The organism is Acinetobacter septicus (assembly GCF_019355975.1).
Taxonomy (GTDB): Bacteria; Pseudomonadota; Gammaproteobacteria; order Pseudomonadales; family Moraxellaceae; genus Acinetobacter; species Acinetobacter ursingii.
In genome coordinates this window covers 1,113,373-1,136,077 of sequence record NZ_CP079898.1, presented here as the reverse complement: position 1 = coordinate 1,136,077, position 22,705 = coordinate 1,113,373, and the positions used below count along the sequence as shown (strand labels likewise).

The 22,705-nt window shown below is 40.7% G+C and carries 18 protein-coding genes; 9 read left to right on the top strand and 9 right to left on the bottom strand.

Features of this window, described 5'->3' with window-relative positions; all coding sequences use genetic code 11:
- Window positions 1–21 precede the first annotated feature (21 nt).
- Complete coding sequence (locus tag I6L31_RS05500; RefSeq protein WP_005005110.1) at window positions 22–2,712, top strand: TonB-dependent receptor; 2,691 nt, start codon at window positions 22–24, stop codon at window positions 2,710–2,712.
- Between the two features lie 70 nt (window positions 2,713–2,782).
- Here I6L31_RS05500 and I6L31_RS05495 read toward each other — a convergent pair whose 3' ends face one another.
- The 6 genes from I6L31_RS05495 to I6L31_RS05470 form a co-directional block, all read right to left on the bottom strand.
- Entirely contained in the window at window positions 2,783–3,163 is a 381-nt protein-coding gene (locus I6L31_RS05495; protein WP_005005109.1) for a PaaI family thioesterase, read from the bottom strand.
- Between the two features lie 54 nt (window positions 3,164–3,217).
- Window positions 3,218–4,468: an OprD family porin gene (locus I6L31_RS05490; RefSeq protein ID WP_005005108.1), complete on the bottom strand. Its 1,251-nt coding sequence runs from the start codon at window positions 4,466–4,468 to the stop codon at window positions 3,218–3,220.
- Window positions 4,469–4,550: 82 nt separating this feature from the next.
- A complete protein-coding gene (locus I6L31_RS05485; protein ID WP_005005107.1) occupies window positions 4,551–5,690 on the bottom strand; it encodes an acyl-CoA dehydrogenase family protein in 1,140 nt (379 codons plus the stop codon).
- A gap of 75 nt (window positions 5,691–5,765) precedes the next feature.
- Window positions 5,766–7,652, bottom strand: coding sequence for a feruloyl-CoA synthase (locus tag I6L31_RS05480; RefSeq protein WP_171064978.1), 1,887 nt, complete (start codon window positions 7,650–7,652; stop codon window positions 5,766–5,768).
- A 182-nt stretch (window positions 7,653–7,834) separates the two neighbouring features.
- The gene (locus tag I6L31_RS05475) at window positions 7,835–9,286 is read right to left on the bottom strand and encodes an aldehyde dehydrogenase (protein WP_005005105.1); all 1,452 of its coding nucleotides are present in this window, start codon (window positions 9,284–9,286) and stop codon (window positions 7,835–7,837) included.
- Window positions 9,287–9,322: 36 nt separating this feature from the next.
- Window positions 9,323–10,162, bottom strand: a complete 840-nt coding sequence (locus tag I6L31_RS05470) for a p-hydroxycinnamoyl CoA hydratase/lyase (protein ID WP_171065000.1) — start codon at window positions 10,160–10,162, stop codon at window positions 9,323–9,325.
- A 251-nt stretch (window positions 10,163–10,413) separates the two neighbouring features.
- Here I6L31_RS05470 and mhpT point away from each other — a divergent pair, with 251 nt between their 5' ends.
- Complete coding sequence (gene mhpT, locus I6L31_RS05465; protein WP_004987178.1) at window positions 10,414–11,640, top strand: 3-(3-hydroxy-phenyl)propionate transporter MhpT; 1,227 nt, start codon at window positions 10,414–10,416, stop codon at window positions 11,638–11,640.
- A 61-nt stretch (window positions 11,641–11,701) separates the two neighbouring features.
- Complete coding sequence (locus tag I6L31_RS05460) at window positions 11,702–12,175, top strand: MarR family winged helix-turn-helix transcriptional regulator (RefSeq protein ID WP_035272348.1); 474 nt, start codon at window positions 11,702–11,704, stop codon at window positions 12,173–12,175.
- Window positions 12,176–12,185: 10 nt separating this feature from the next.
- Here the strand turns inward: I6L31_RS05460 and I6L31_RS05455 are convergent, their stop codons facing one another.
- The gene (locus I6L31_RS05455; protein ID WP_035272346.1) at window positions 12,186–12,803 is read right to left on the bottom strand and encodes a TetR/AcrR family transcriptional regulator; all 618 of its coding nucleotides are present in this window, start codon (window positions 12,801–12,803) and stop codon (window positions 12,186–12,188) included.
- A 415-nt stretch (window positions 12,804–13,218) separates the two neighbouring features.
- On the opposite strand from I6L31_RS05455, the gene I6L31_RS05450 reads away from it, so the two are divergent.
- The 6 genes from I6L31_RS05450 to epmA all read left to right on the top strand — a co-directional run bounded on the left by I6L31_RS05450 (window position 13,219) and on the right by epmA (window position 19,853).
- Window positions 13,219–14,181 carry a metal-dependent hydrolase gene (locus I6L31_RS05450; protein ID WP_005005096.1) on the top strand — a complete coding sequence of 321 codons (963 nt, stop codon included), beginning with the start codon at window positions 13,219–13,221 and terminating at the stop codon, window positions 14,179–14,181.
- A gap of 61 nt (window positions 14,182–14,242) precedes the next feature.
- On the top strand, window positions 14,243–15,070 hold the full coding sequence (locus I6L31_RS05445) for an SDR family NAD(P)-dependent oxidoreductase (RefSeq protein WP_005005093.1): 828 nt from the start codon (window positions 14,243–14,245) through the stop codon (window positions 15,068–15,070).
- A gap of 78 nt (window positions 15,071–15,148) precedes the next feature.
- Window positions 15,149–16,684, top strand: a complete 1,536-nt coding sequence (locus tag I6L31_RS05440; RefSeq protein WP_005005089.1) for a flavin-containing monooxygenase — start codon at window positions 15,149–15,151, stop codon at window positions 16,682–16,684.
- A gap of 84 nt (window positions 16,685–16,768) precedes the next feature.
- Window positions 16,769–17,653 carry a class I SAM-dependent methyltransferase gene (locus I6L31_RS05435; protein ID WP_005005086.1) on the top strand — a complete coding sequence of 295 codons (885 nt, stop codon included), beginning with the start codon at window positions 16,769–16,771 and terminating at the stop codon, window positions 17,651–17,653.
- Window positions 17,654–17,793: 140 nt separating this feature from the next.
- Window positions 17,794–18,861 carry a 4-phosphoerythronate dehydrogenase gene (locus tag I6L31_RS05430; RefSeq protein WP_005005085.1) on the top strand — a complete coding sequence of 356 codons (1,068 nt, stop codon included), beginning with the start codon at window positions 17,794–17,796 and terminating at the stop codon, window positions 18,859–18,861.
- Window positions 18,858–19,853, top strand: a complete 996-nt coding sequence (gene epmA / locus I6L31_RS05425; protein WP_005005082.1) for an EF-P lysine aminoacylase EpmA — start codon at window positions 18,858–18,860, stop codon at window positions 19,851–19,853. Before I6L31_RS05430 ends, epmA begins: the two co-directional genes overlap by 4 nt.
- Window positions 19,854–19,950: 97 nt before the next feature.
- On the opposite strand, the gene I6L31_RS05420 is transcribed toward epmA, so the two are convergent.
- Both I6L31_RS05420 and radA read right to left on the bottom strand, forming a co-directional pair.
- Complete coding sequence (locus I6L31_RS05420; RefSeq protein ID WP_005005079.1) at window positions 19,951–20,958, bottom strand: Tim44 domain-containing protein; 1,008 nt, start codon at window positions 20,956–20,958, stop codon at window positions 19,951–19,953.
- A gap of 106 nt (window positions 20,959–21,064) precedes the next feature.
- Complete coding sequence (gene radA / locus I6L31_RS05415) at window positions 21,065–22,453, bottom strand: DNA repair protein RadA (protein WP_004987144.1); 1,389 nt, start codon at window positions 22,451–22,453, stop codon at window positions 21,065–21,067.
- Window positions 22,454–22,705 lie beyond the last annotated feature (252 nt).

Here is a 22,705-nt window from a genome sequence, read left to right as displayed (position 1 = left end):
CGACAAATTGCGTGTTTTTGGATGGTGGTGCGTCATATAGGGAAGAACAGCAATTATTTGCTAATTGGCTTAGTTAATGATTATCATTTATATGGGGCTATCGTTTTAATGCACATTTTACCTTCCCAATATTCTCTACAAAAAATAGCGTTGGCCGTTTCTCTGGCAATTTCTGTCAGTTGCGTTTCAGCCCCTATATACGCTGCAAGTAGCAATTCTTCTGCTTTCTTTCAAGTGGAGCGTGGTTCTCTGACTCAGGCGCTCAATAGTGTGGCATTGCAAGCCAATGTTTCATTACTGATGGATGCAAAGAAGACCAATCGTTACCAAGTAAATGCGATAAAAGGCAATTACACCGTTGAGCAAGCATTTGCCAGATTGATTGAAAATACGCCTTTTCAGATGATGAAATCATCGGCAGGTTACTTATTGGTGGATAAGAAACCAGAAAATGAACAGTCTGATGAAAAAAATGGGGGGACTTCAAGTACCATAAAAAAAGGACAACTGAATTCATCTTCAATTTTCAATCAGGATAATCATCAATTATATCAAATGCCAACCCTTTCTACGCAGGCAGAAAATTCAGATACAGTTCAGTTTGGGCAAAGCGTTCTAAATCAGACCGCGATTGATCGTTATCAGGCCAATAATGTTGCACAACTATTAGACACCATGCCTGGGGTATCTTCGGCTGGCTCTCCTAGACCCGGCGGACAAACGATTAATATTCTGGGTATGGGAGGAGTTGAAGATGTTCCCATTACACTGGATGATTCGGTCAAATCTTTTGATAAATATCGACAAGGGTCAGTCTTTATTGAACCTGAAATTTTAAAACGGGTCACGGTCGATAAAGGTCCGCATAATGTTGAAGTTGGTAATGGCGGTTTTGGCGGAAAGGTGACACTGGAAACCAGAGATGCGCAAGATCTATTAAAACAGAATAAAAATGTCGGAGCATTTCTAAAGTATTCGCGATTTAGTAATAACCAGCAAAATACTTATACGGGTGCAGTATATGGAAAAACTGAAAATAATCTGCTAGATGGGCTGTTTTACTATACCAAACGCGATAGCGATAATGTAGAGCGTCCAGATGGAACCTCTTTTTTATATTCAGCTCAGGAACAGGACACATATTTAGCAAAACTGAATATTCGTCCAGATGAAAGCCAAAAGATTTCTTTCAATGCCATGCAAAGTAGCCATACAGGCTGGGAACCTTTTGCTGCAATGCGTGATCAGGATGCTGTTCCGAGTGCCGCAGATATTGCAAAGTATGGCTATGACGAAGCGTGGAAACGCCGTTTAGTTTATCGTGATCAAAAAGATACGAGCTATTCCGCTGGTTATGAGTTCAATCCTGCTGCGAATCCTTATATTAATTTCAAAGCAAATTTTTCTTATTCAAAAACCAAACAACATGATAAACGTTTGGAAGGGGTTTCTTTTTCAGCGGCCAATCTTGGCGATGAAAGCTGGGTGAACTATACCAATACAGCACTAAAACTTTTAAATATCAGTGATATTGATACGGCGTATGGTACACATAAGCTAAAAATCGGGGCACAATATCAAAAGATGAAGCAAAACTCTTTGATGCTGGTTCGCTCTTATCTGAATAATCCTCAATATAATTACGGACTCTATCAACCGAATTATATGCCCGCAGGTGATCAGCAAATGTATAGCGCATTTGTTGAAGACCAATATCAAATTGGGGCAGTCACGATTACGCCGTCTTTACGTTATGACAATATTATCAATCAGGGTTATGGCAATCTGGCGCCACGTTATAGCACGGTTGAAGCAGGTCATGATTATTCAGAAAAAAGTTATACAGGCTGGTCACCCCGTTTAGCCTTGGCATGGAAACAGGCAGATTACCTCACGTGGTTTGCTAATATCAGCAAAACATGGCGTGCGCCTCGTGTTGATGAGCAATATTATAATGATGGCCCAAGTTCTACGGTATCTGCGACCAGTCTGTATTTACGTCCCGAAAAAATGTTGGCGATAAGGCTTGGTAATGAAATGAATTTTGATCAGCTTTTGACAGATGATGATCATTTACAGATTCGTCTTAGCTATTATCATAACCGCGGTTCAGACGAAATTTTCCGTAATCGTTCGGTTTTCTGTCAGGCACAAGCCGAGATTATTGCACAGGGTGGAAGTGCGAATGCCAGTGTTTGTAATGGCCAATATGATCATGGTTTTTACAGAAATATTACTGATTACACCATCAAAGCTTATGAAGCAGAGCTATTTTATAATCAGCCCACCTATTTTGCAGGTTTAACTTATTCTTATGTGCGTGGTCAACGTGATAATTCTCCTGTTAATCCGTGGTTTAATCAAAAAACATGGATTGAACAAATACCTCCACGCAAGGCGACAGCTACGCTAGGTGTCAATGTTCCTGAACATGATTTGACCATGGGCTGGCGTGGAATTTTTGTAGACGCGCAAACCAGAAGTATTTTAAATACGGATAAATCAATTGGTGCTTCTGGTTTTTCATTGCCTCGTACCAAAGGTTATGCTTTACACGGTATTTTTATCGATTGGCAGCCCGTCGGTGAAAAAGGCCCGCAGTTGAATTTCTCTATTGATAATCTATTTAACCGTGATTATAAAATGTATCTGGGAGAATATATGACAGGCACTGGGCGCGACTTTAAGCTGAGTATTTCTCAGCGTTTTTAATAGTAGTGAATAAGTGGTTTGAGAAAGAAAGCAATAGGTTTTCTTTCTCTTTCGCGGAGCAAGCCGAAACTTAAAGCACCATAAAATTAGCTGTACTTCGTGCCAGCATTTTATGGTTTTGCCATGCTTCACTTTCGATATTTAAAATAGATTTACCTTGCTTTACAAAGCGACATTTGGTCTGGACGACACCAACCTGACATGGGCGTAGAAAATCTACTGTCAGATTAATCGTGGTGGCAGGTTGTCGATCATTCGCCAGAAATGCAAATAAGCCCATCACATCATCCAACATTGCGCAAATCATACCCCCTTCAACTGTACCTCTAGGGTTGGTAAAAGTTTCTAATGCGACATAATCAATTTCAAGTTGCTGCGCTTGATCGTTCCATTGAATATGATGCCCGCCTAGCAAATAGTGAATAGGAGGAAGTTTGTCAGTCATATCCATTTTTTATTTTCCCTAAATTGAAGTAGGCTCCCGATGATCTAGAGCCTATCAGTGTTATTTAAATTTCCACGTATAATCAATATTGATACGGGTTTCATTCACAGGTTTGATATTGGCGTTGGCCGACATGTTATTGTCGTAGATGGCATAACGTGCGCGAAGTCCCAGATTTTTGAGCCAACCGCTTTGAATGGTATAGCCCAGATCAAAATCAGTTTCGCGCTCTTTTAAATTGGTTCCACCCAGATTGGGCGCATAAATATTTCGTCCCATGGTATAGCGTGTCATAAAGCGTAAACCCGGAACATAATCCTTAAAATCATATTCATAGCGGAAACTATAAGCTTGTTCTTTGGGATTGAGAAACTCGCCTGGCCATGTATCAATCAGTAGTCCTGTTTCTCCACCACTTAAATAAGGAAACGCAGTTTCACCATGATGCTGAAACGTTCCAAAAATAAATTTATGATTTTGATGCTTCAGTTCAAAATGCGCATGATATAAGTCATTATCGACTAAGCCTGCTTTTGCATTGCCTTCATCACGACTTCGATAATAATGTAAATAACTACTCAATCGTGTGGTTGAGTTGATCTCCCATTTGTGTAAAAAACCTGTTGTCCATTGATCATAAAGATTATTCACATCCAGATAGAATAAACCTAAACGTAAACTTGGATTGACATTGTAATACCCGCCTGCATAGTACAATCCATCAGTTTCAGCATTTTTAAAACGTCCATTCACTGCTGAAATTCTGATATTTTCAAAATTGGTCGAATCACGTTGATTGACTTTATCAATATAAGCAGCCTGTAATTCAAAATCTTTTACATCTTTAGATTCTAGTGAAATTCCACGATAAGTTTGTGGTAACAAACGGGCAGGAGAAGCGACTAAAACAGGATTCATCGGTCTAAGCGTTCCTATTTTAAGTTCAGTCTGGTTAATTTTAGCTTTAGCCGTGATACCGATTTCACCGTAACTTGATGCGGGTTCATTGGTGATGGTGTCTCGCGGTAGATTTCCAGTTCCCGCATATTTGGCACTGGCATCCAGCTTAAAACCAGCGGTGGCGAGAATATCCAGACCAAAACCCACTGTTCCTTCGGTATAGCCTGAATTTGCCTTGAAAATAAAGCCTTGTGTCCAGTCCTTCGCTGCTGGATATTTGGAAAGCTCCTGATAATCGCGGTCAAAATAAAAGTTGCGTGTAGTCAATTCTACGCTACTGTTATCGATAAAATTCCCCGCAAATACAGAACTAGAAAGCATAAGCGTGGAGTAGATCCATAATTTAGACATGGCATTTCATCCTGAAATATCATTGTTGTTTTAAGCAAGACTTGTTGGTTCTTTCTGCCTTGCTTCGTTGTTAAAATTTGAATTATTTTCCCAAGAGTTCACGTGCCACGATTTCTTTCATAATCTCGTTGGTTCCGCCGTAAATTTTTTGCACGCGGGCATCGACAAAGAAACGTGAAATTGGATATTCCTGCATGTAGCCATAACCACCAAACAGTTGTAGCAATTGGTCAATCACTTCACATTGGGTATCGGTGATAAAACATTTCAGTGCGGCGACGTGGTTGACGCTGAGTTGCTGTTGGCTATACATCTCAGCACATTGATCGACAAAGGCTTGTGCAGCTTTGGCTTTAATTTGCGCATTGGCAAGTACAAATCGGGTATTTTGCATTTGGCTTAAGGCTTGACCGAAGGCTTTGCGTTGCAATACATATTCTTTTGTGAGTTCAATTGCACCTAAAATTGACCCAAGTGCCATCATGGAAATGCTCAGACGTTCACGCGGTAATTCTTGCATTAAGTAAGCAAAGCCTTGTCCTTCATTGCCTAAACGTTGTGAAGTGGGAACTTTGACCTGATCAAAAAATAGTTCGGCGGTATCTTGTGCATGTAAACCAATTTTTTTCAGTGAGCGTCCTTTTTTTACGCCTTGTAAATGGGCATCAACTAAAAATAACGATATGCCTTTAGCGCCTGCCTGTGGAGTGGTTTTTGCCACCAATACAATTAAGTCTGCATGTAGGCCATTGGAAATAAATGTTTTTGAACCATCAACGATATAGTCGTCGTCAGTTAATATGGCTTGTGTACGAATCGCCTGTAAATCAGAACCAGCATTGGCTTCAGTCATGGCAATCGCTGTGACCACTTCACCTATCACCATTTTAGGAAGCCAATATTTTTTCTGTGCTTCAGTACCGATATTTTGAATATAGGGTGAAACCAATTCATTTTGCCCACCGATGGCAACTGCCAAAGAGGTAAATCCTGCCTGTGCAGTTTCTTGAACTAGCATCAGTGAGTAATGGATAGGTGCGCCATAGCCGCCATATTCTTCTGGAACATCGACGCATAAAAAACCATTTTCACCCAGATTATTCCAAAGCTTTCGTGGAATTAGGCCATCCTGTTCCCATTGTTCATAATAAGGAGCGACTTGTTCTTTTAGAAAACGTCGATAATTATCTCGAAATAGTTCAAATTCCGTATCGTGTTGCATATTTCACCTTTTTTAGGGCAAAACTAAGGAGGAAGCTCAAAAGTAAATTTGAACTTCTTATGTAATTTCAAAGGATTAGTGGTTTAGGACAGGAATCCGAATAATCAGGGGATTGTCCGTTTGCTTTTGATAAAGTTCTTCAATCAAATCTGCCCGACGCTTAGCGATGTTGCTTTGATTCAGATTTCCTTTATCGGTGACTTCTCCTGCATCAAGTTGTGGCGGTTCGGTCATTAAATACAGCATCGACACTCGATTAGAGCTTCCTGTTGCGTCTTTATTAAAATTTAATAAAAATTGGCGGAACCATTGCTGTACTTTGGGATGTTTTAAAATTTCTTCGGCAAGATGATCCTTAAAAGTTAAACCTGCATATTGTGCACAAGCGTCCAATTTTGGAAAAATCAGAAAACCAATTGCATTTAGGTTAGACCCTGTAATACAGACATCCTGAATCAGTAAATTGCCTTGAATCAGGACTTTATTGCGTAGGGTTCCAACATTAACAAAAGTACCAGTATTGAGCTTAAAGTCCTCTGCAATTCGTCCGTCATACATCAGGCCTTGTGTTGGATCATTGGGGCATACCAAGCACACGGCATCACCCGTATGAAAAAAGCCTTCATCGTCAAATACGATACTTTGTTGATCGGATTTTAAACGCCAATAACCCTGCATGACGTGTTTACCACGCACACAAAATTCCATTTTATCACCGTGTGGCACCAGTTTAATTTCACAACCAGGCGCAGGGTAACCAATAAAGCCTGCCATGACTTTTGGCCCTGTTGTAAAGGCACAAGAAGGCGCAGTTTCAGTCATACCGAGACCACTCATAATCCGAATTTTTTCACCGCAATGTGCTTGTGCAATTTTATCCAGACGATTCCAGCCTGCTTCGGACAATGCTGCACCTGCGAAAAATAGAATTTTGACATCTTTAAAAAAGCGATCACGTAACTCAGCATCTTTTTCCAAAGCATCCGTGAGTTCTTCCCAACCTTTCGGCACATTTAAATAGACCGTCGGGGAGATTTCTTTTAAGTTGCGAATGGTCTCATCAAACTTGCCTGCAACGGGTTTGCCATCATCGATATAAATTGTACCGCCGTTATACAGAGCGATGCCGACATTATGGCTACCCCCAAAAGTATGATGCCAAGATAACCAATCCAGTAATACAGGCGGGGTCTGCTCAAATTCTGGAAAGGTTTGTAATAACATCTGCTGATTCACACACAGCATCAAATGCGTGGTTGGTACAGCTTTAGGCAGTTTAGTCGAACCAGAGGTAAACAAAAATTTGGCAATCTGGTGTTCATCCAGTGTTTGATAAAACTCCTGAACATTGGTCACAGGGGTATCTAGCAGGGATTGAAAAGAGGTACATTGCTGTTGCCCAACAATTCCCGTATTGGTAATAATTTCGATATCGGATGTTGCACACGTTTGGATCGCTTTGCTAAACGCCTGTCCATCACTGGCATAGACCATGCCCGGAGTGAGTGCTTCAAAGATATGTTTAAGCTTACCGAAATCCTGAGAAATTAGAGAATAAGCAGGGGAAATGGCAGAGAATGGAACACCTGCCAACATTGCACCCATCGATAAGGTTAAATGTTCCAGATCATTACCCGACAGAATGAGTAATGGTCGTTCCTGACTTAAATTACGTTGATGCAATGCTTGAGCAATGTGCCAAGCGCGTTGCAAGGTATCGGCATAACTCAATTTGACCCATTGACCCTGAGCGTTACGTTTTGCAGCAAAAATATGATCAGGTTGAGTTTTGGCAAAATGAATCAGGCGATCTGTGAGCTTTTGCGGATAGGGCTTTAACTGCTCTGTAGGTTCAATATAAAGTATCTGACCTTGATATTGATACTGAACATCATGTGATCCAAGTTGAACAAACCGTTCACGATCTTGTGATTGAGTGGCATTCATTTGCATTTCTTTCACTCCGTGGAAAGCGCATCACTGCGCATGTTTTGCGTCATGCAATTTTTTTATTCATTAGATTTCTTTCATAAGCCTTTGTTATTTCTCCCTCAGGACGAAAAATAAAGAGGGTGTAAACAGATATGCAAGAAATCTATTAAAAATTGATTGTTTTCAATTTAACCGCCAAGTTAAATTAACCTTTAAATCGGATAGTGCCGTGATTGAGTTTGAACCGTGATCCATCTCAATTCGGTAAATTCAGCGATGGAAGCTTTACTACCAAAACGCCCATAACCGCTCGATTTGGTTCCACCAAATGGCATTTGTGCTTCATCATGTACAGTGGCACCATTAATATGACAAATCCCTGAATCAATCTGCTTGGCGACTTCAAAGGCTTGAGCAAAGTTTTGGCTAAATACAACAGATGACAAACCAAACTCACTGTCATTGGCCAGTGCAATACCTTCTTCAAGCGTCTCAAAGCGTTGTACTGTACAGACTGGCCCAAAAGATTCTTCGCGGTATAGCAACATTTCAGGCTGAATATTCAGTACCAGCGTAGGTTGCATGGTGGTATTTTGAACTTGAATGCCCAAAGGTAAATCTGCACCTTTGGCTTTTGCATCTTCAAGTAAATGTTGAATACGCTCGGCAGCTCGACGGCTTTCTAACACACCTAACATATTCTGCTGATCAGTTGGATTGCCAGCTTTTAGTGATTTGGTTTTTGCAATTAGTTTTTCAATAAACTGATCGGCTATACCCTGTTGCACTAACACTCGTTCAGTCGACATACAGATCTGACCCTGATTAAAAAAGGCACCAAATGCAACGGCATTGACTGCTTCATCCAGATCAGCTTCATTTAAGATGACAACAGGCGCTTTACCACCAAGTTCTAGCAACACTGGTTTTAAATATTTCGCCGCAGTTTCTGCAATGATTTTCCCAACTTTGGTGGAACCCGTAAAATTAATTCGTTTTACCGCAGGATGTTCGACTAAACGCTGAACAATCTGTGGTGCATCTTCTGGGGCATGGGTAATGACATTGACCACGCCATCACCTAATCCAGCCTCATTTAAAATCTGTCCAATTAAACGATGCGTGGCAGGGCAGGCTTCAGATGCTTTTAATACGACGGTATTACCACAGGCAAGCGGCATTGCTAAAGCACGAGTGGGTAAAATCACAGGTGCATTCCACGGTGCGATTCCAACCACCACACCGCATGGAACACGAATCCCCATCGCCAGATTACCCGGGACATCCGAGGGAATCAGACTGCCATCAATCTGTGTGGTCATGGCAGCAGCTTCACGCAGCATATTGGCGGCAAGATGCACATTAAACCCATACCAAGTCGCAGTCGACCCTGTTTCCTGCATCCCAATCTGAATAAATTGATCAGTATGTTGATCCATTAAATCTGCTGCTTTTAATAAGCGTAAACGACGTTCAGTTGGAGACAGTTTTGACCAAATCTGAAAAGCTTGCTGCGCTGATTCAATGGCACGGTCAACATCTTCAAGCGTTGCGGCAGATGCAATACTTGCCACCTGACCATCAATCGGGCTGATGCGTTCAAAGCTTGCGCCATTAGATGCGTCAAGCGATTGACCGTGGATGAGTAACTGTACATTTTGCATGGGTTGTGTCCTTACATAGCCAATAAAAATCAAAAGTTAACCAGTACGCTTATAGCTCTGTAAACCCGGTTTAATCGATTTTTCGTCCAAGAATTGTTTCAGTCCTTCTTCACGACCACCTTCTGTATCACGGTGGTTACACTGATCCAGTTTGGCATATAAATAGTCTTCGTTTTGATCCCAAGTCAGTTCACGGCAACGTTTAAAACCATTTTTGGCGGTACGCAATACTACAGGGTTTTTTTCAAGCAGGCAGTTTGCCAATTCAGTGACTTCCGCTTTAAGTTGAGCTAATGGAACGCTTTTATTAATTAATCCCATTTGCTCGGCTTCTTTGCCACTAAAGGTTTTACCCGTCATGATGTAATACAATGATGCACGGTGTCCGACAGTATCTGCCATTGCTTTACTCACAAGGTTACCCGGTGGAATACCCCAGTTAATTTCAGATAGACCAAAAGTTGCTTCATCCGCTGCAATCGCAAGATCACACGCCACTAATGGAGAGAAACCGCCACCAAAACACCAGCCATTCACCATCGCAATCGTCGGTTTTGAGTACATTCTGAGTAATTGCCATTGCCAGCGACATGAATCACGGCGAATACGTTCTTGAAAAATTTCAGGTTGTGTATCTACTTCACGGAAGTATTCTTTTAAATCCATTCCCGCAGTCCACGAATCACCTGCACCTGTTAAAACTAAAACTTTGGCATTTTGATCAAGTTCGAGTGTTTCAAGTACATCAATCATTTCACGGTTAAGGGTTGGACTCATGGCATTTTTCTTTTCGGGACGATTTAACGTGACCCATGCAATACCATTTTCAAGTTGTACATCAACGGTTTCCCAGCGTTTTTCATATGTCATGTGTATTCTCCTTGAATGACAATGGTGTTGTTCTGGATTTAATTTAATATCAGTTAAACTTACATTCAAGTCTTTTTTATGAAATATTTTGTGTTTTTTATAATTTAATGAAAAATATAAATAAAAAAATTAAATTAAAAAATATTTATAAAATACTATTGATTTTTTTGTAAGCTTAACTGATATTTTAACGGTGTTATTTAAACACTACACAATAAAAAATGTCATGGAAATATGGTCTAAATAAGGAAAGGACTATGGATAAAGTATTGAATCCGTCAGGAAGGGCGAAACTGACTTTACTACTGTGTTTTGCCATCGCAATCTTTGAAGGTTTTGATCTTCAATCAATGGGTGTAGCAGCGCCACGTATGCGTGCGGAGTTTATGTTGGATAATGCCCAAATGGCTTGGGCATTTAGTGCTGCTATTATTGGAACCTTGCCTGGTGCAATTATTGGTGGACGACTGGCCGATATTATTGGACGTAAGAAAATTTTAATTCTGAGTATTCTCATTTTTGGTGTGATGTCTTTACTCACCGCCTATGCCGAAAATTATACTTTGCTTTTACTTATCCGTTTTTTTACAGGGTTGGGTATGGGCGGCGCTTTACCGATGATGATCACTTTGGCTTCTGAAGCTGTTGCTGAAAATAGAAAAGCGACCGCAGTCAGTATTATGTATAGCGGGATCCCTTTTGGTGGATTGCTGACTTCGGTGGTTGCAATGTTGTTGGCAGGCGATAGCGAATGGCGACATATTTTCTATGTGGGCGGTATTGCGCCTATCTTGTTAATTCCGTTATTGATGAAGTATCTACCCGAGTCAAAAAGTTATTTGCAACAAAAAACACAAGCACCAACGCCTTTTTTTGAAGTGCTATTTGCCAAAGAAAGACGTATGTCGACCTTGCAAATTTGGGTCAGTTTCTTTTGTACACTCGTAGTTTTATATTTCTTGCTGAACTGGTTGCCGCTACTCATGGGCGCACAAGGACTCTCCAAACTAGAAGCTAACTATGTACAAATGGGCTATAACATTGGGGGAATTTTCGGATCAATCCTGATGGGGATGTTATTGGATCAAATGCGCATGGCAACGGTCATCAAATTTATTTATGCAGGAATCTTGATCGCACTTTGCTGTTTATCGATTTCTCCAACAGTCGCTTTACTGGCACTTTCTGCGGTGGGCTGTGGTTTGTTTATTGTAGGCGGTCAATCTGCACTTTATGGACTAGCTGCGATGTATTATCCAACCGAAATGCGAGGTACGGGTGTTGGCGCTGCGGTTGCCATTGGACGAATTGGTTCATTTGCAGGGCCATTGTTTGCAGGATTTTTATTATCATTAGGGCAAAGTGCCACAATCGTCATTGGTTCCAGTATCCCTGTGATTTTGATTGCTGCAATTTCTGCGTTGCTGCTTGTCAGAAAGCCTAAACAGGCAGTACAGTTAGCACATAGCCAAAGTACAACTTAAGTAAAATGAAAAGTATGGGGCAGGGCTTCATACTTTCTTTAAATTTTGATGATCAAACATGATGCCAAACTCAAGTTCAGTTGAAAAAAAACGAGAAGATGAACCAAGACTCAGCTATATGATTGCCCGTGTGGATCGAATCATTAGTAAATATCTCACCGAACATCTCAAAGATTTAAATATTAGTTTGCCGCAATTTACCGCTTTATCAGTTTTGGCGGCAAAGCCGAATCTTTCAAATGCCCAATTAGCAGAGCGTTCTTTTATTAAGCCGCAATCGGCCAATAAAATTTTACAAGATTTGCTGGTCAATGACTGGATCGAAAAAACACCAGATCCAACGCATGGTCGTCGTATTTTATTGACCGTCACTGGAAAAGGTCTGGAAAAATTGGCAGCGTGTAATCAAATTGTTGAAAAACTGGAACATCAGATGTTACAGGGTGTCGATATTAATTTGGCGTATTTAATTCGCAATAATCTGGAAATTATGGTGAAAAACCTAAGTACCACAATTGACGATCACCAAACGTGAACACCTCAGTTTAGTGTTCACTTTTTGCCAGTTCGACATTAATGTAGCTCATAATCATGGTTTTTAAGCCTTGTACCAATTCATCAAAAGTAATATAGGGGTTTGGCAAAATTAAATGGCGGGCAATGTTAAAGATTCCACTATTAATGCTGACATAGGCGGTGACCGCCAGATTATTGACTTTTAGATATTTTGGATTATTCATCATATATTTCATGACAATATTCATGAGTTCGCGTTCAATCTGATTGATATATTTGTCATATTTAAGCTCACTTGCATAGCGTAAACAGATCAAATAACGTTCATTGTTTTGAGTCAATAAATCTCGAAAGGTATAGAAAATAAGTTCAATGACCGATTCTAGCTCCATATCCATAATGATCGGAGTGAGATTTTGAATCATGTCCAGAATTTCCTGCACAAAAGAATGTGCCATCGCATCGTAAATTTCTTCTTTGTTTTTAAAATATTCATACAGTGAACCGACACTCACTCCTGCGATATCTGCAATATGTCGAGTCGTTGTACCACTAGTGCCATGCAAAGCAACAGAGATAAAACCCGCTTCGATAATGGTATCCACCGTGACTTTAGCGCGAGTCTGGCGCGGTTTGCGTGTACTCAACATCACATCCTTGAAATCCGAATATTTATTCAAATTATCATGTCGGGCCATATTTACCAAATTAAAAAACATAAATCCGAACAGCAAAAAATCCTGAATTTTATCCAATTTTATCAAGATAAATAAATGCATGATGTCATTTGCTTAAAAGCTCATTATTGCGATTATTTTTTGCTAATTTATAATTTTGCTCTTAATAAAAACAATATGTTATGGAAATTTAACTGGGGTATTCATTTTAATCGCTTTGATTTTTGCAGATAAGCTCAGCCATTTAGACCCGAATTGAATCCGAACATAAGATCAGATTAGGATGAAATGGTTAGTAAAGTGCGAACAATATTTCAGTTTGCATCATTGAACTTGGTAAATATTGAATGTTGTAACAAATTGAATGCTTTAAGTAGGTGTCGCCATGATCACGACCGCAGTAAAAAAATCAGTCCAAGCTTTCAAATCATCGCCTAAATTTGAACAACCTGATTATGCTTTGAAACAGACTATTCCAATTCGTCATTTAGCCATTGGATTTGAAGGTCAGGAAATTGATATGTCATTTTATATGAATAATCAGCTTGCCACGATTTTTTTCGCCACACTGTCTGTGTTTTTGACTTATGGTGAAGACTTAGTCATTGAAACAGCTCGTTTTCATCGAGATATGGTAAATGATCCTGTTCTCAAACAGCGTGTAACTTCTTTGATTGGACAAGAAGCGATCCATTCCAAATTACACAATGAGTTTAATGATGCGATTGCACACGAAGCCATTAATTATCCCGTTGCTTTATATCGTTTTTTGGGCGAAAAATTCTTTGACAATATTTTCTTAAAGTTTCCACAGCCGCTTAAGCTTTCCATGATGGCGGGAATTGAACATTTTACCGCGGTGCTTGCCGAATACATGATGAAGCATGAAAAGAATTTTTATTATTCTGATGATGCTAAAACACGTGCCATGTGGATGTGGCACATGCTGGAAGAATCAGAACATAAAGATATTGCTTATGATGTTTACCAGCTATTGAATGGCAATTATTCACTTCGCGCTGCTGGATTCTTTATCGCATTGGGGACGATTTTAGGTTTGATTCCATTTTCCACTCTTTTTGTTCCTATGCTACGCAAGCCAAAAGATATGTTGACCCGAAAGTTCTGGAAAGATGCAGGTCGCGGTGTCAGCCTGATTTTTAGTCCGAAAGATGGTGTATTTGGTAGTACGATGGGACAGATATTTGATTATTTACGTCCTGATTTTCATCCGAATGACCATGACACCTCGGCTTATCTCGAATATTACAAAGACAAACTCCTCTCCGAAGGTGGGGCGATTGCGCCTTATCTGATCAAAACATTTACACCACCAGTACGTCATTAAGTCCTACGTTATTCAACAAAGAGATGTTCAGTCAAGATGCTGACAGGAAAAAGGATATGCCATGAAATTATTTGGCTCAAAACATAAAAAGCCAAGCCAACAGTCTTATGCTGTTGTAACAGGCGCAGGCAGTGGTATTGGACGTAGCTTTGCATTAGAGCTTGCCCGCCGTGGCGGTACTGTGGTGTGTTCAGATATCAATCTGGAGGCAGCTCAAGCAACAGTGAGTCTGATTGAACAACTGGGCGCGACTGCATTTTCTGTGCAATGTGATGTGGCCAAAGCTGAACAAGTCGCACAGTTGGCTGAACAAGCTGAGGAATTACTGAAAAATCCAGTCACACTGGTCATTAATAACGCAGGCATCGGTTTGGGTGGTAAGTTTGATGAAATGACGATGGAAGATTGGCAATGGTGTATGGATGTCAATTTATGGGGCGTGATTCATGGCTGTCGCGCATTTGTGCCTAAGTTTAAGCAACTTGGATATGGTGCCATTATCAATGTAGCCTCGGCGGCTTCTTATACTGCGGCGCCAGAAATGACGGTGTATAACGTCAGTAAAGCAGGGGTTCGAGCATTATCAGAAACATTGTCTGCTGAGCTTAAAAAGTTTGATATTAAGGTGAATGTACTATGCCCAACCCTAGTACCCACCAACATTATAAAAAATGGCAAAGTCCCGCATAAAGGTATTTTAGATTATGCATTGACTCATTTGGCATTTACCACCAGCGATAAAGTCGCAAAATTGACACTGGATCGTTTGGATAAAAATCAGCTTTATACCATTCCACAGTTCGATGCCAAGCTTTTTTGGTTGATGAAACGTACAGCACCCAATCTTTATGCAAAATTTCTAGGGACTTCCTACCGATTAATGAAATAACCCACGATGAAATTTAGATAGGAATTCGGTCAAATGCCGTTTTAAAAGATCTATTTTTCAAGTACAAGGATATTGTAAATGACAGCTCAAGCAAAAAAATTAAACTCGGCTGAAAGCAAAGTATTACCCCAGCATATTTATGACACGTTTATTGTCGGTGCTGGTATTTCGGGCATTGCAGCAGCGATTCGACTCGATCAAGTTGGTTATCACGATTATAAAATCATTGAAAAAGCAGGTCGTGTAGGCGGGACATGGCGTGAAAATACCTATCCGGGTTGCGGTTGCGATGTACCATCGGCTTTATATTCTTATTCATTTGCACCAAGTAGCAAATGGAGTCATCTATTTGCGCGTCAACCTGAAATTCTCAGTTATTTAGAAGAAGTTAGCGATACATTTAATGTTCATGAAAAAATTGAATTTGAAACTGAACTTGAAAAAGCAGCTTGGGACAATGAGCGTAATATTTGGGTGCTTGATACCAACAAAGGACAGTATCTTTCTCGTACCGTCGTGTTTGCGACAGGACCAATTACCGAAGCGCAAATTCCAAAATTAGAGGGCATCGAAACCTTTACAGGCGAGATGTTTCATTCGGCGAAGTGGAATCATGGCTATGACTTAACTGATAAACGTATTGCCGTGATTGGGACAGGTGCTTCAGCGATTCAATTTGTGCCACAAATTCAACCTTTAGCAAAAGAACTCTTTGTTTTTCAGCGTACTGCACCTTGGGTCGTGCCAAAACCAGATATGCAACTGGGTGAGTTTGGTAAATCTGTCATTGAAAAATTTCCATTGATTCAATCAACATGGCGTAAAACCGTAGCACAATCACTCAATGCGATTAACTTTGGTTTACGTAATCCTTCTGTATTAAAGCCTGTCGGTGAAGTATTTAAACAAGTGCTGAAAACTCAGGTAAAAGATCCTGAATTACTCAAAAATGTGACGCCAGATTTTACCATCGGTTGTAAACGCTTGTTATTTGCCAACAATTACTATCCTGCTTTACAAGCGGCAAATACGCATTTAATTCCACAGGGTTTGGTCAAAGTAGAAGGCAATACGGTAATTGCTGCCAATGGTGAACGTCATGAAGTTGATGTCATCATCTGGGGAACAGGCTTTGAAGTCTCTCATCCTCCTATTGGTCGCCGTGTTTATAATGACAAAGGGGAATGTTTAAATGATCTTTGGAAAAGTAGTTCTCCAGAAGCTTATCTGGGAACCAATATTGAAAATGTACCGAATGCGTTTTTGGTACTCGGACCAAATGTGTTGGTGTATGATTCATTTATTGGCTTAGCCGAAGCGCAATTGGATTATATTGTTGATGGTTTGCAAAAAATCAAAAAACACAATATTGCCAAATTAAGTGTTAAACCCCAAGTCATCCATGCGCATAATGAATTGGTGCAAAAGCATTTAAAAACCACCGTATTTAATGCAGGTGGCTGTAAAAGTTATTATTTGGATGCCAATGGGCGTAACTTCGCCGCATGGCCGTGGTCGTTAAAAAAATTAAAACAGCGTTTAAAAACTTTGAACCTACGCGATTATGAAGTGACTTACCAAGCTAATCTAAGCAAAAGTAAAGTAGACGCTTAATTTTTTGGTTTATTTTCAAATGAAGCAGTCTATTGTTTTCAATCGACTGCTTTTATTTTGATTTTGCTTTCAAAGGAAGATGACATGAAACAAGGAAGGTCAAGTCGTACCGCAGAAGCCGCTGCAGCATTACGCGCCCACCATTATTTATTCGTGCATGATCCGATTTTTGCCGATGCTTATGCATTTGAAATGACCAATAAAGCGTGGAAAAGCTTATTAAGCTTGCCTTTGGTGAATAGATTCTTTAACTCACCAGCATTTAATCGAACGTTAGGTTTGTTAACAGCTCAGGTCGTGGGGCGTTCGCGTTATGCTGAAGATCAATTGCAACAGGCGATTGAAAAGGGAATTGATCAATATGTACTTGTTGGGGCAGGCTTAGATTCATTTGCCTTACGTTTGGCACAGCATTATCCAGATTTAAAAATTTTTGAGGTTGATCATCCCGATACACAGCGTTTAAAAATCCAAAAACTTAAACAACTGGGTGATATTCCTGCCAATGTCGAATTTGTCGCCATCGATTTTGAAAAGGAAGCTTTGGGAGAGGTTCTAGCTCGTAGTAACTATGCTCAAGATCGTCCTGCTTTTTATTCATGGCTAGGTACAACGCACTATTTACAGCCTGAAACCACCTTACAGACCTTAAGTAGTATTGCCAGTTTCGCAGCGAAGCAAAGTGAAATTGTTCTGGATTATTCGATTAATTTTGATTCACTTCGGGGGATTGAAAAAATAGGAACTCAAGCTGTTGCTCAATTCACAAAAATCTTACGCGAACCATTGATGGGGCAATTTAATTCATTAGAATTGCATGATCTCGTGAATCAAATGGGTTTTCAGATACTTGAAGATTTATCTGGCGATGCTCTATCAGAACGTTATTTTTATGCCCGAATAGATCACATCAGACATACCACTGCGACCCATATGTTGCATTTGATATTAGAACCAAACAAGAAATAAGCAAATATAGATTTCACAATTCATTGAGCATAAAAATTTAAAAATGGATGCTGGTAAAAAATTCGATTTATAAATGACGAGCGTAGTCACGTGCCGAGTGACGCGTTATGATAAATGCCAGCGAGTGATTGGAACAGCTTATGAAGATGATTGCAGATGAAAATCTGGCATTTACCGACTATTTTTTTTCTGAATTTGGCAAAGTTGAACATCGTGGTGGTCGACATTTGCAGCATGGAGATGTCAAAGATGCCGATGCTTTAATTATTCGATCTGTGACCAAAGTCGATCATGCTTTAATCGATCATAGCGCATTAAAATTTGTAGGCAGTGCGACTATTGGTACAGACCATATGGATATTACTGCACTGCAACAACAAGGCATTGCGTGGAGTAATGCCCCGGGATGTAATGCACAGGCGGTGGTGGAATATGTCATTACCGCGTTATTACATTTAAGACCAGAGCTTTTACAACAAGAACAGCAGTTTACCTTAGGTATTATCGGTTTGGGCAATGTCGGTCGTCGTTTGGCTTACATGGCAAAATTGTTGGATTGGCACGTTATTGGCTATGATCCTTATGTAAAGCTTGATCAAATTGAAAATGTTTCATTAGATGAATTACTACAACGTAGTAATGCCATTTCAATCCATGTTCCACTCACCAAAACAGGCGATTATCCGACTTATCATCTCATTAATGCCGATCGACTCGCATGTATTCCAGCTCAAACGATTTTGATCAATAGTGCGCGCGGGCCTGTGATTGAAGAAGCGGCTTTAATTGAAAATATTCAAAAAACGCAGCGTCAAGTGGTGCTGGATGTGTTTGAACATGAACCTGTCATTTCTGAGCGACTATTAGATTTAGTCAGCTTGGTCACACCCCATATTGCAGGTTACAGTTTGGAAGGTAAAGCGCGTGGTACAGAAATGGTGTATCAGGCTTTTTGTCAGCATTTTGGTTTTAAAGCCGAAAAAACATTTGAATCTGAGCTTCCTCTCTGTGAAGCATACTTTAAAGATTCATCATTAAAACAAGTTTTACAACGATATTTAACAGAGATTTATAATATTCAGCGCGACGATCAACATTTACGTGCTTGTGTCAAAGAAGGGCAAGTTGATCAGCAAGCTTTCGATCGATTACGAAAAGAATATCCACTGCGCCGTGAATGGGCTGCGTATGGAGGGCCTGTGGCATGAGTCAACAGTCGGATTTAAATTTAAAAACGTATCAACCGACCTGTTCGATTGAGGCACTTAAAGCACGTGCCAAACTGTATCAGACTATTCGTACATTTTTTGCAGAGCGTGATGTGTTAGAGGTCGAAACCCCGATTATTTCTCAGGCAGGGGTAACCGATGTGCATTTGGCATCCGTTCGTGCATTACGCCATATTGAAGGCAAACAGCGTATTCAATATTTACAAACCTCGCCTGAGTTTGCCATGAAACGCTTGCTGGCCAGTGGCAGTGGCCCGATTTATCAGATTTGTAAAGTATTTCGTGATGATGAACATGGACGTAAACATAATAGCGAGTTTACCATGTTGGAATGGTATCGCCCTGAATTTGATCTTAAAGACTTAATGCATGAAACGGCTGATTTATTACACAGTTGTTTGTATCATCGTTTTGATGAGATTCGCCCGATGATACTCAGTTATAAACATGCCTTTCAGGATCGTCTGGATATTAATCCATTGCAAGCCAATCTAAATCAATTAAAAGATACCGCGCGACGCGTCGGGCTGACGCTAGATTTGGGCGATGATCGACTCGCCTATATGGATTTATTATTTTCGCATTTTGTTGAGCCGAGTCTGGGCTTTGATACGCCCGTATTTTTAACTGATTTTCCTCCAGAAATGGCATCACTGGCTAAAGTGCGTATTGATGATGACGGTGAACAGGTTGCAGCACGTTTTGAGGTTTATATTGAAGGTTTAGAACTGGCCAATGCTTATGATGAATTATTGGATGCACAAACATTAAGACAGCGTTTTGAAGCAGATAATCTTGAACGTAAGCAACAAGGCTTAGCCGAAATGCCACTTGATGAACATCTTTTGGCGGCTTTACCACATATGCCTGCTTGTTCGGGTATTGCTTTGGGGATTGATCGTTTACTGATGATCGCAACAGAAAACATGCGTATTGATCAGGTGATTGCTTTTCCAGCAGAAATAGCGTAGTAAAAGTGTGATTTTAATAACGTATCTGATGATTAATATTAAGATCACAGATAAAAAATAAGCCGCTGATGCGGCTTACTTTATTTTTAGCGAAACGTTAGTCTTGCTGAATCCCAGCCACTTTCCAATCTTCACTTGAACCAGCTGGCTTAACAAAGTGCCAGATTTCAGAGAAGGGTTGCGGTAAGCTATTCAGGTCTTCACTCACTGTGCCTGTGAAACGCACACTGACTACATACTGACCATTTTCCGTTGTGCTATAGACCACCATTGCATTTAAGTTACTAAACTCAGCAACGTCCTGATCTTGATTCGCCATAATGTCGTTATACATCGAGCTATAAAGATCTGGTGTCAAATAACGACGAATTTCTTCAATATTGCTAGCAGAGTTCACCGATTGAATATGATTAAAACGCTGGCGTGCAACACGTAAGAAAGTTGCAGGTTCTGTTCCATCAGGAAGCTGACTACCACTGTTGGTATAAGCACTACCAAACGGTGCAGAAGATGGTGCTGCATTTGCATTGCCACCGACACTTTGTCCAAAAATATTGGTGTTATCACCAGAATTAGCGCGGTTTGTCGATGTGTTTTGTCCAAATGGTGCAGCATTTCCACTATTGTTTGGCGCAAACGGATTATTGCCAGCAACTTTTTGCTTATTGCTAAATCTACGGAAAATAAAGAAAGCAATCGCAGCAATCAAGATAATCCAGATCCAGCCCGGGATGCCACTTTTCTTTTCTTGCTCAGCTTTTGCCTGCTGAGCTGCTGCATCCTGTTGAGTGGCTTGTTGCTCAGGAGAAGTTGAATGACGGTCATCCGCCAGCGCATTGGCAGCAACGGCACCCACAGCAGCACCTGCCACACCCGCAGCAACCATTGAACCGACACCCGGACCAGAACGCTGTGGTGTACCAGCAGGTGCTGTTTGAGGTGCAGGAGTCACTTGGCGAGGTTGTTGGTAAGACTGGCTTGGAGCGGCTGAACGTGACATACCATGACTTTTGCCGCCACCTGCACGTTTTGCTTCAGCAAGCGGTGCAACGACCAAGGCGACCATCAAAACACCTGCCAATAAACTACGCTGTCGTACTTCCATCGAAAATTCCTATATAAATTCAATTTACAAGTGTATTTATGCAGGCTTTTTTGACGAATTTCAATAACAAAAATATGTTTTTTTATGTCAAATCATATCGCACGATTTAATTTAACTCGTCACTTAGTTGCATGGCTTCTGTTAATGCTTCGTGCAACCTTGCAACCGCAATAATTTGTACCCCATCAACGGTCTTTTGCGGAGCATTGCCACGCGGCAAAATGACATATTTAAATCCATGTTTGGCGGCCTCTTTTAAACGTTCTTGACCGTTTGGGACGGGGCGTATTTCACCCGATAATCCAACCTCTCCAAATACAGCCAATTGTTGTGGTAAGGCTTTACCACGTAAGCTAGACGCACAGGCTAAAAGGACTGCCAAATCTGAACCTGTTTCGGTAATTTTTAAGCCGCCCACCACATTGACATAAACATCTTGTCCAGAAGTTTGAACGCCACCATGACGATGCATCACTGCAAGTAACATGTTTAAACGGTTTTGTTCTAAACCTAATGCAACACGACGTGGTTGTCCATGCGCATCATCGACCAGCGCCTGTACTTCGACTAAAAGTGGGCGAGTACCTTCGCGGCTGATCATGACAATAGAACCCGGAATGGCTTCATCATAACGACTTAAGAAAATAGCCGAAGGATTGGCGACTTCACGTAAACCTTTATCGGTCATGCCAAAAACGCCCAGTTCATTGACTGCACCAAAACGGTTTTTTACCGCACGAATCATGCGGTAGCGTGAATCTGATTGCCCTTCAAAATACAAAACACAATCCACCATATGTTCAAGTACACGTGGGCCAGCCAATGCACCTTCTTTAGTGACATGACCCACGATAAATAGGGCTGTTCCGCTATGTTTGGCAAAACGTGTGAGTAAAGCAGCAGATTCACGGATTTGGGAAACACCACCGGGGGCAGATTGTAAAGTTTCTGTATATAAGGTTTGAATGGAATCTAATATGGCAACGGCAGGGCGTTCCTGAGCCAAAATTTCACATATCCGTTCTACACAGGTTTCAGCCATGACTTTGAGTTTATCGGTCGGTAAGTCGAGCCTTTGGGCGCGTAATGCAACCTGAGATAGGGATTCTTCACCTGTTACATAGAGTGCAGAGCTATTACTACTGGCCATATAAGTTGCGGTTTGTAGCAAAATGGTCGATTTACCAATGCCGGGATCGCCCCCAATCAGCACCACTGAACCTGTCACCAGCCCACCACCGAGTACCCGATCAAATTCACCAATCCCTGTTGCAACTCTTGTTTCGTGCGACACAGAGATTTGATTTAAGATGGTGACTGCGGAAGTTTGACCAGCATAACCGCCTAATTTAGGTTTAGCACGATGTGAGGAAGCGGGTTCAACACGCACTTCAAGCAAACTATTCCATTCACCGCATTCTGAGCACTGACCTGACCACTTGGGATGATCTGTACCACATTGTTCACAGCGATAAACCGTTTTAACTTTGCTCATATTCAGTGCATCTTGGAATTAATAAACCAGTGAAATGTAACAATTGGGAACTTTAAACACAAATTTTGCAGGAAAATATCGCCAAAAAATACTTTGGCACGTAAACTGCAATCTCAGGGATAAGTTCAATTACAGCTTAAAAATGGAGTAAGTATGTCTAAAAAAACATCTTATAGGCGTTATTTATTAAAAAAATAAAACAATAAGTTAAAAAAACTTTTTTGTTTTAATGGTTTTAGGCTAATTTTAAAG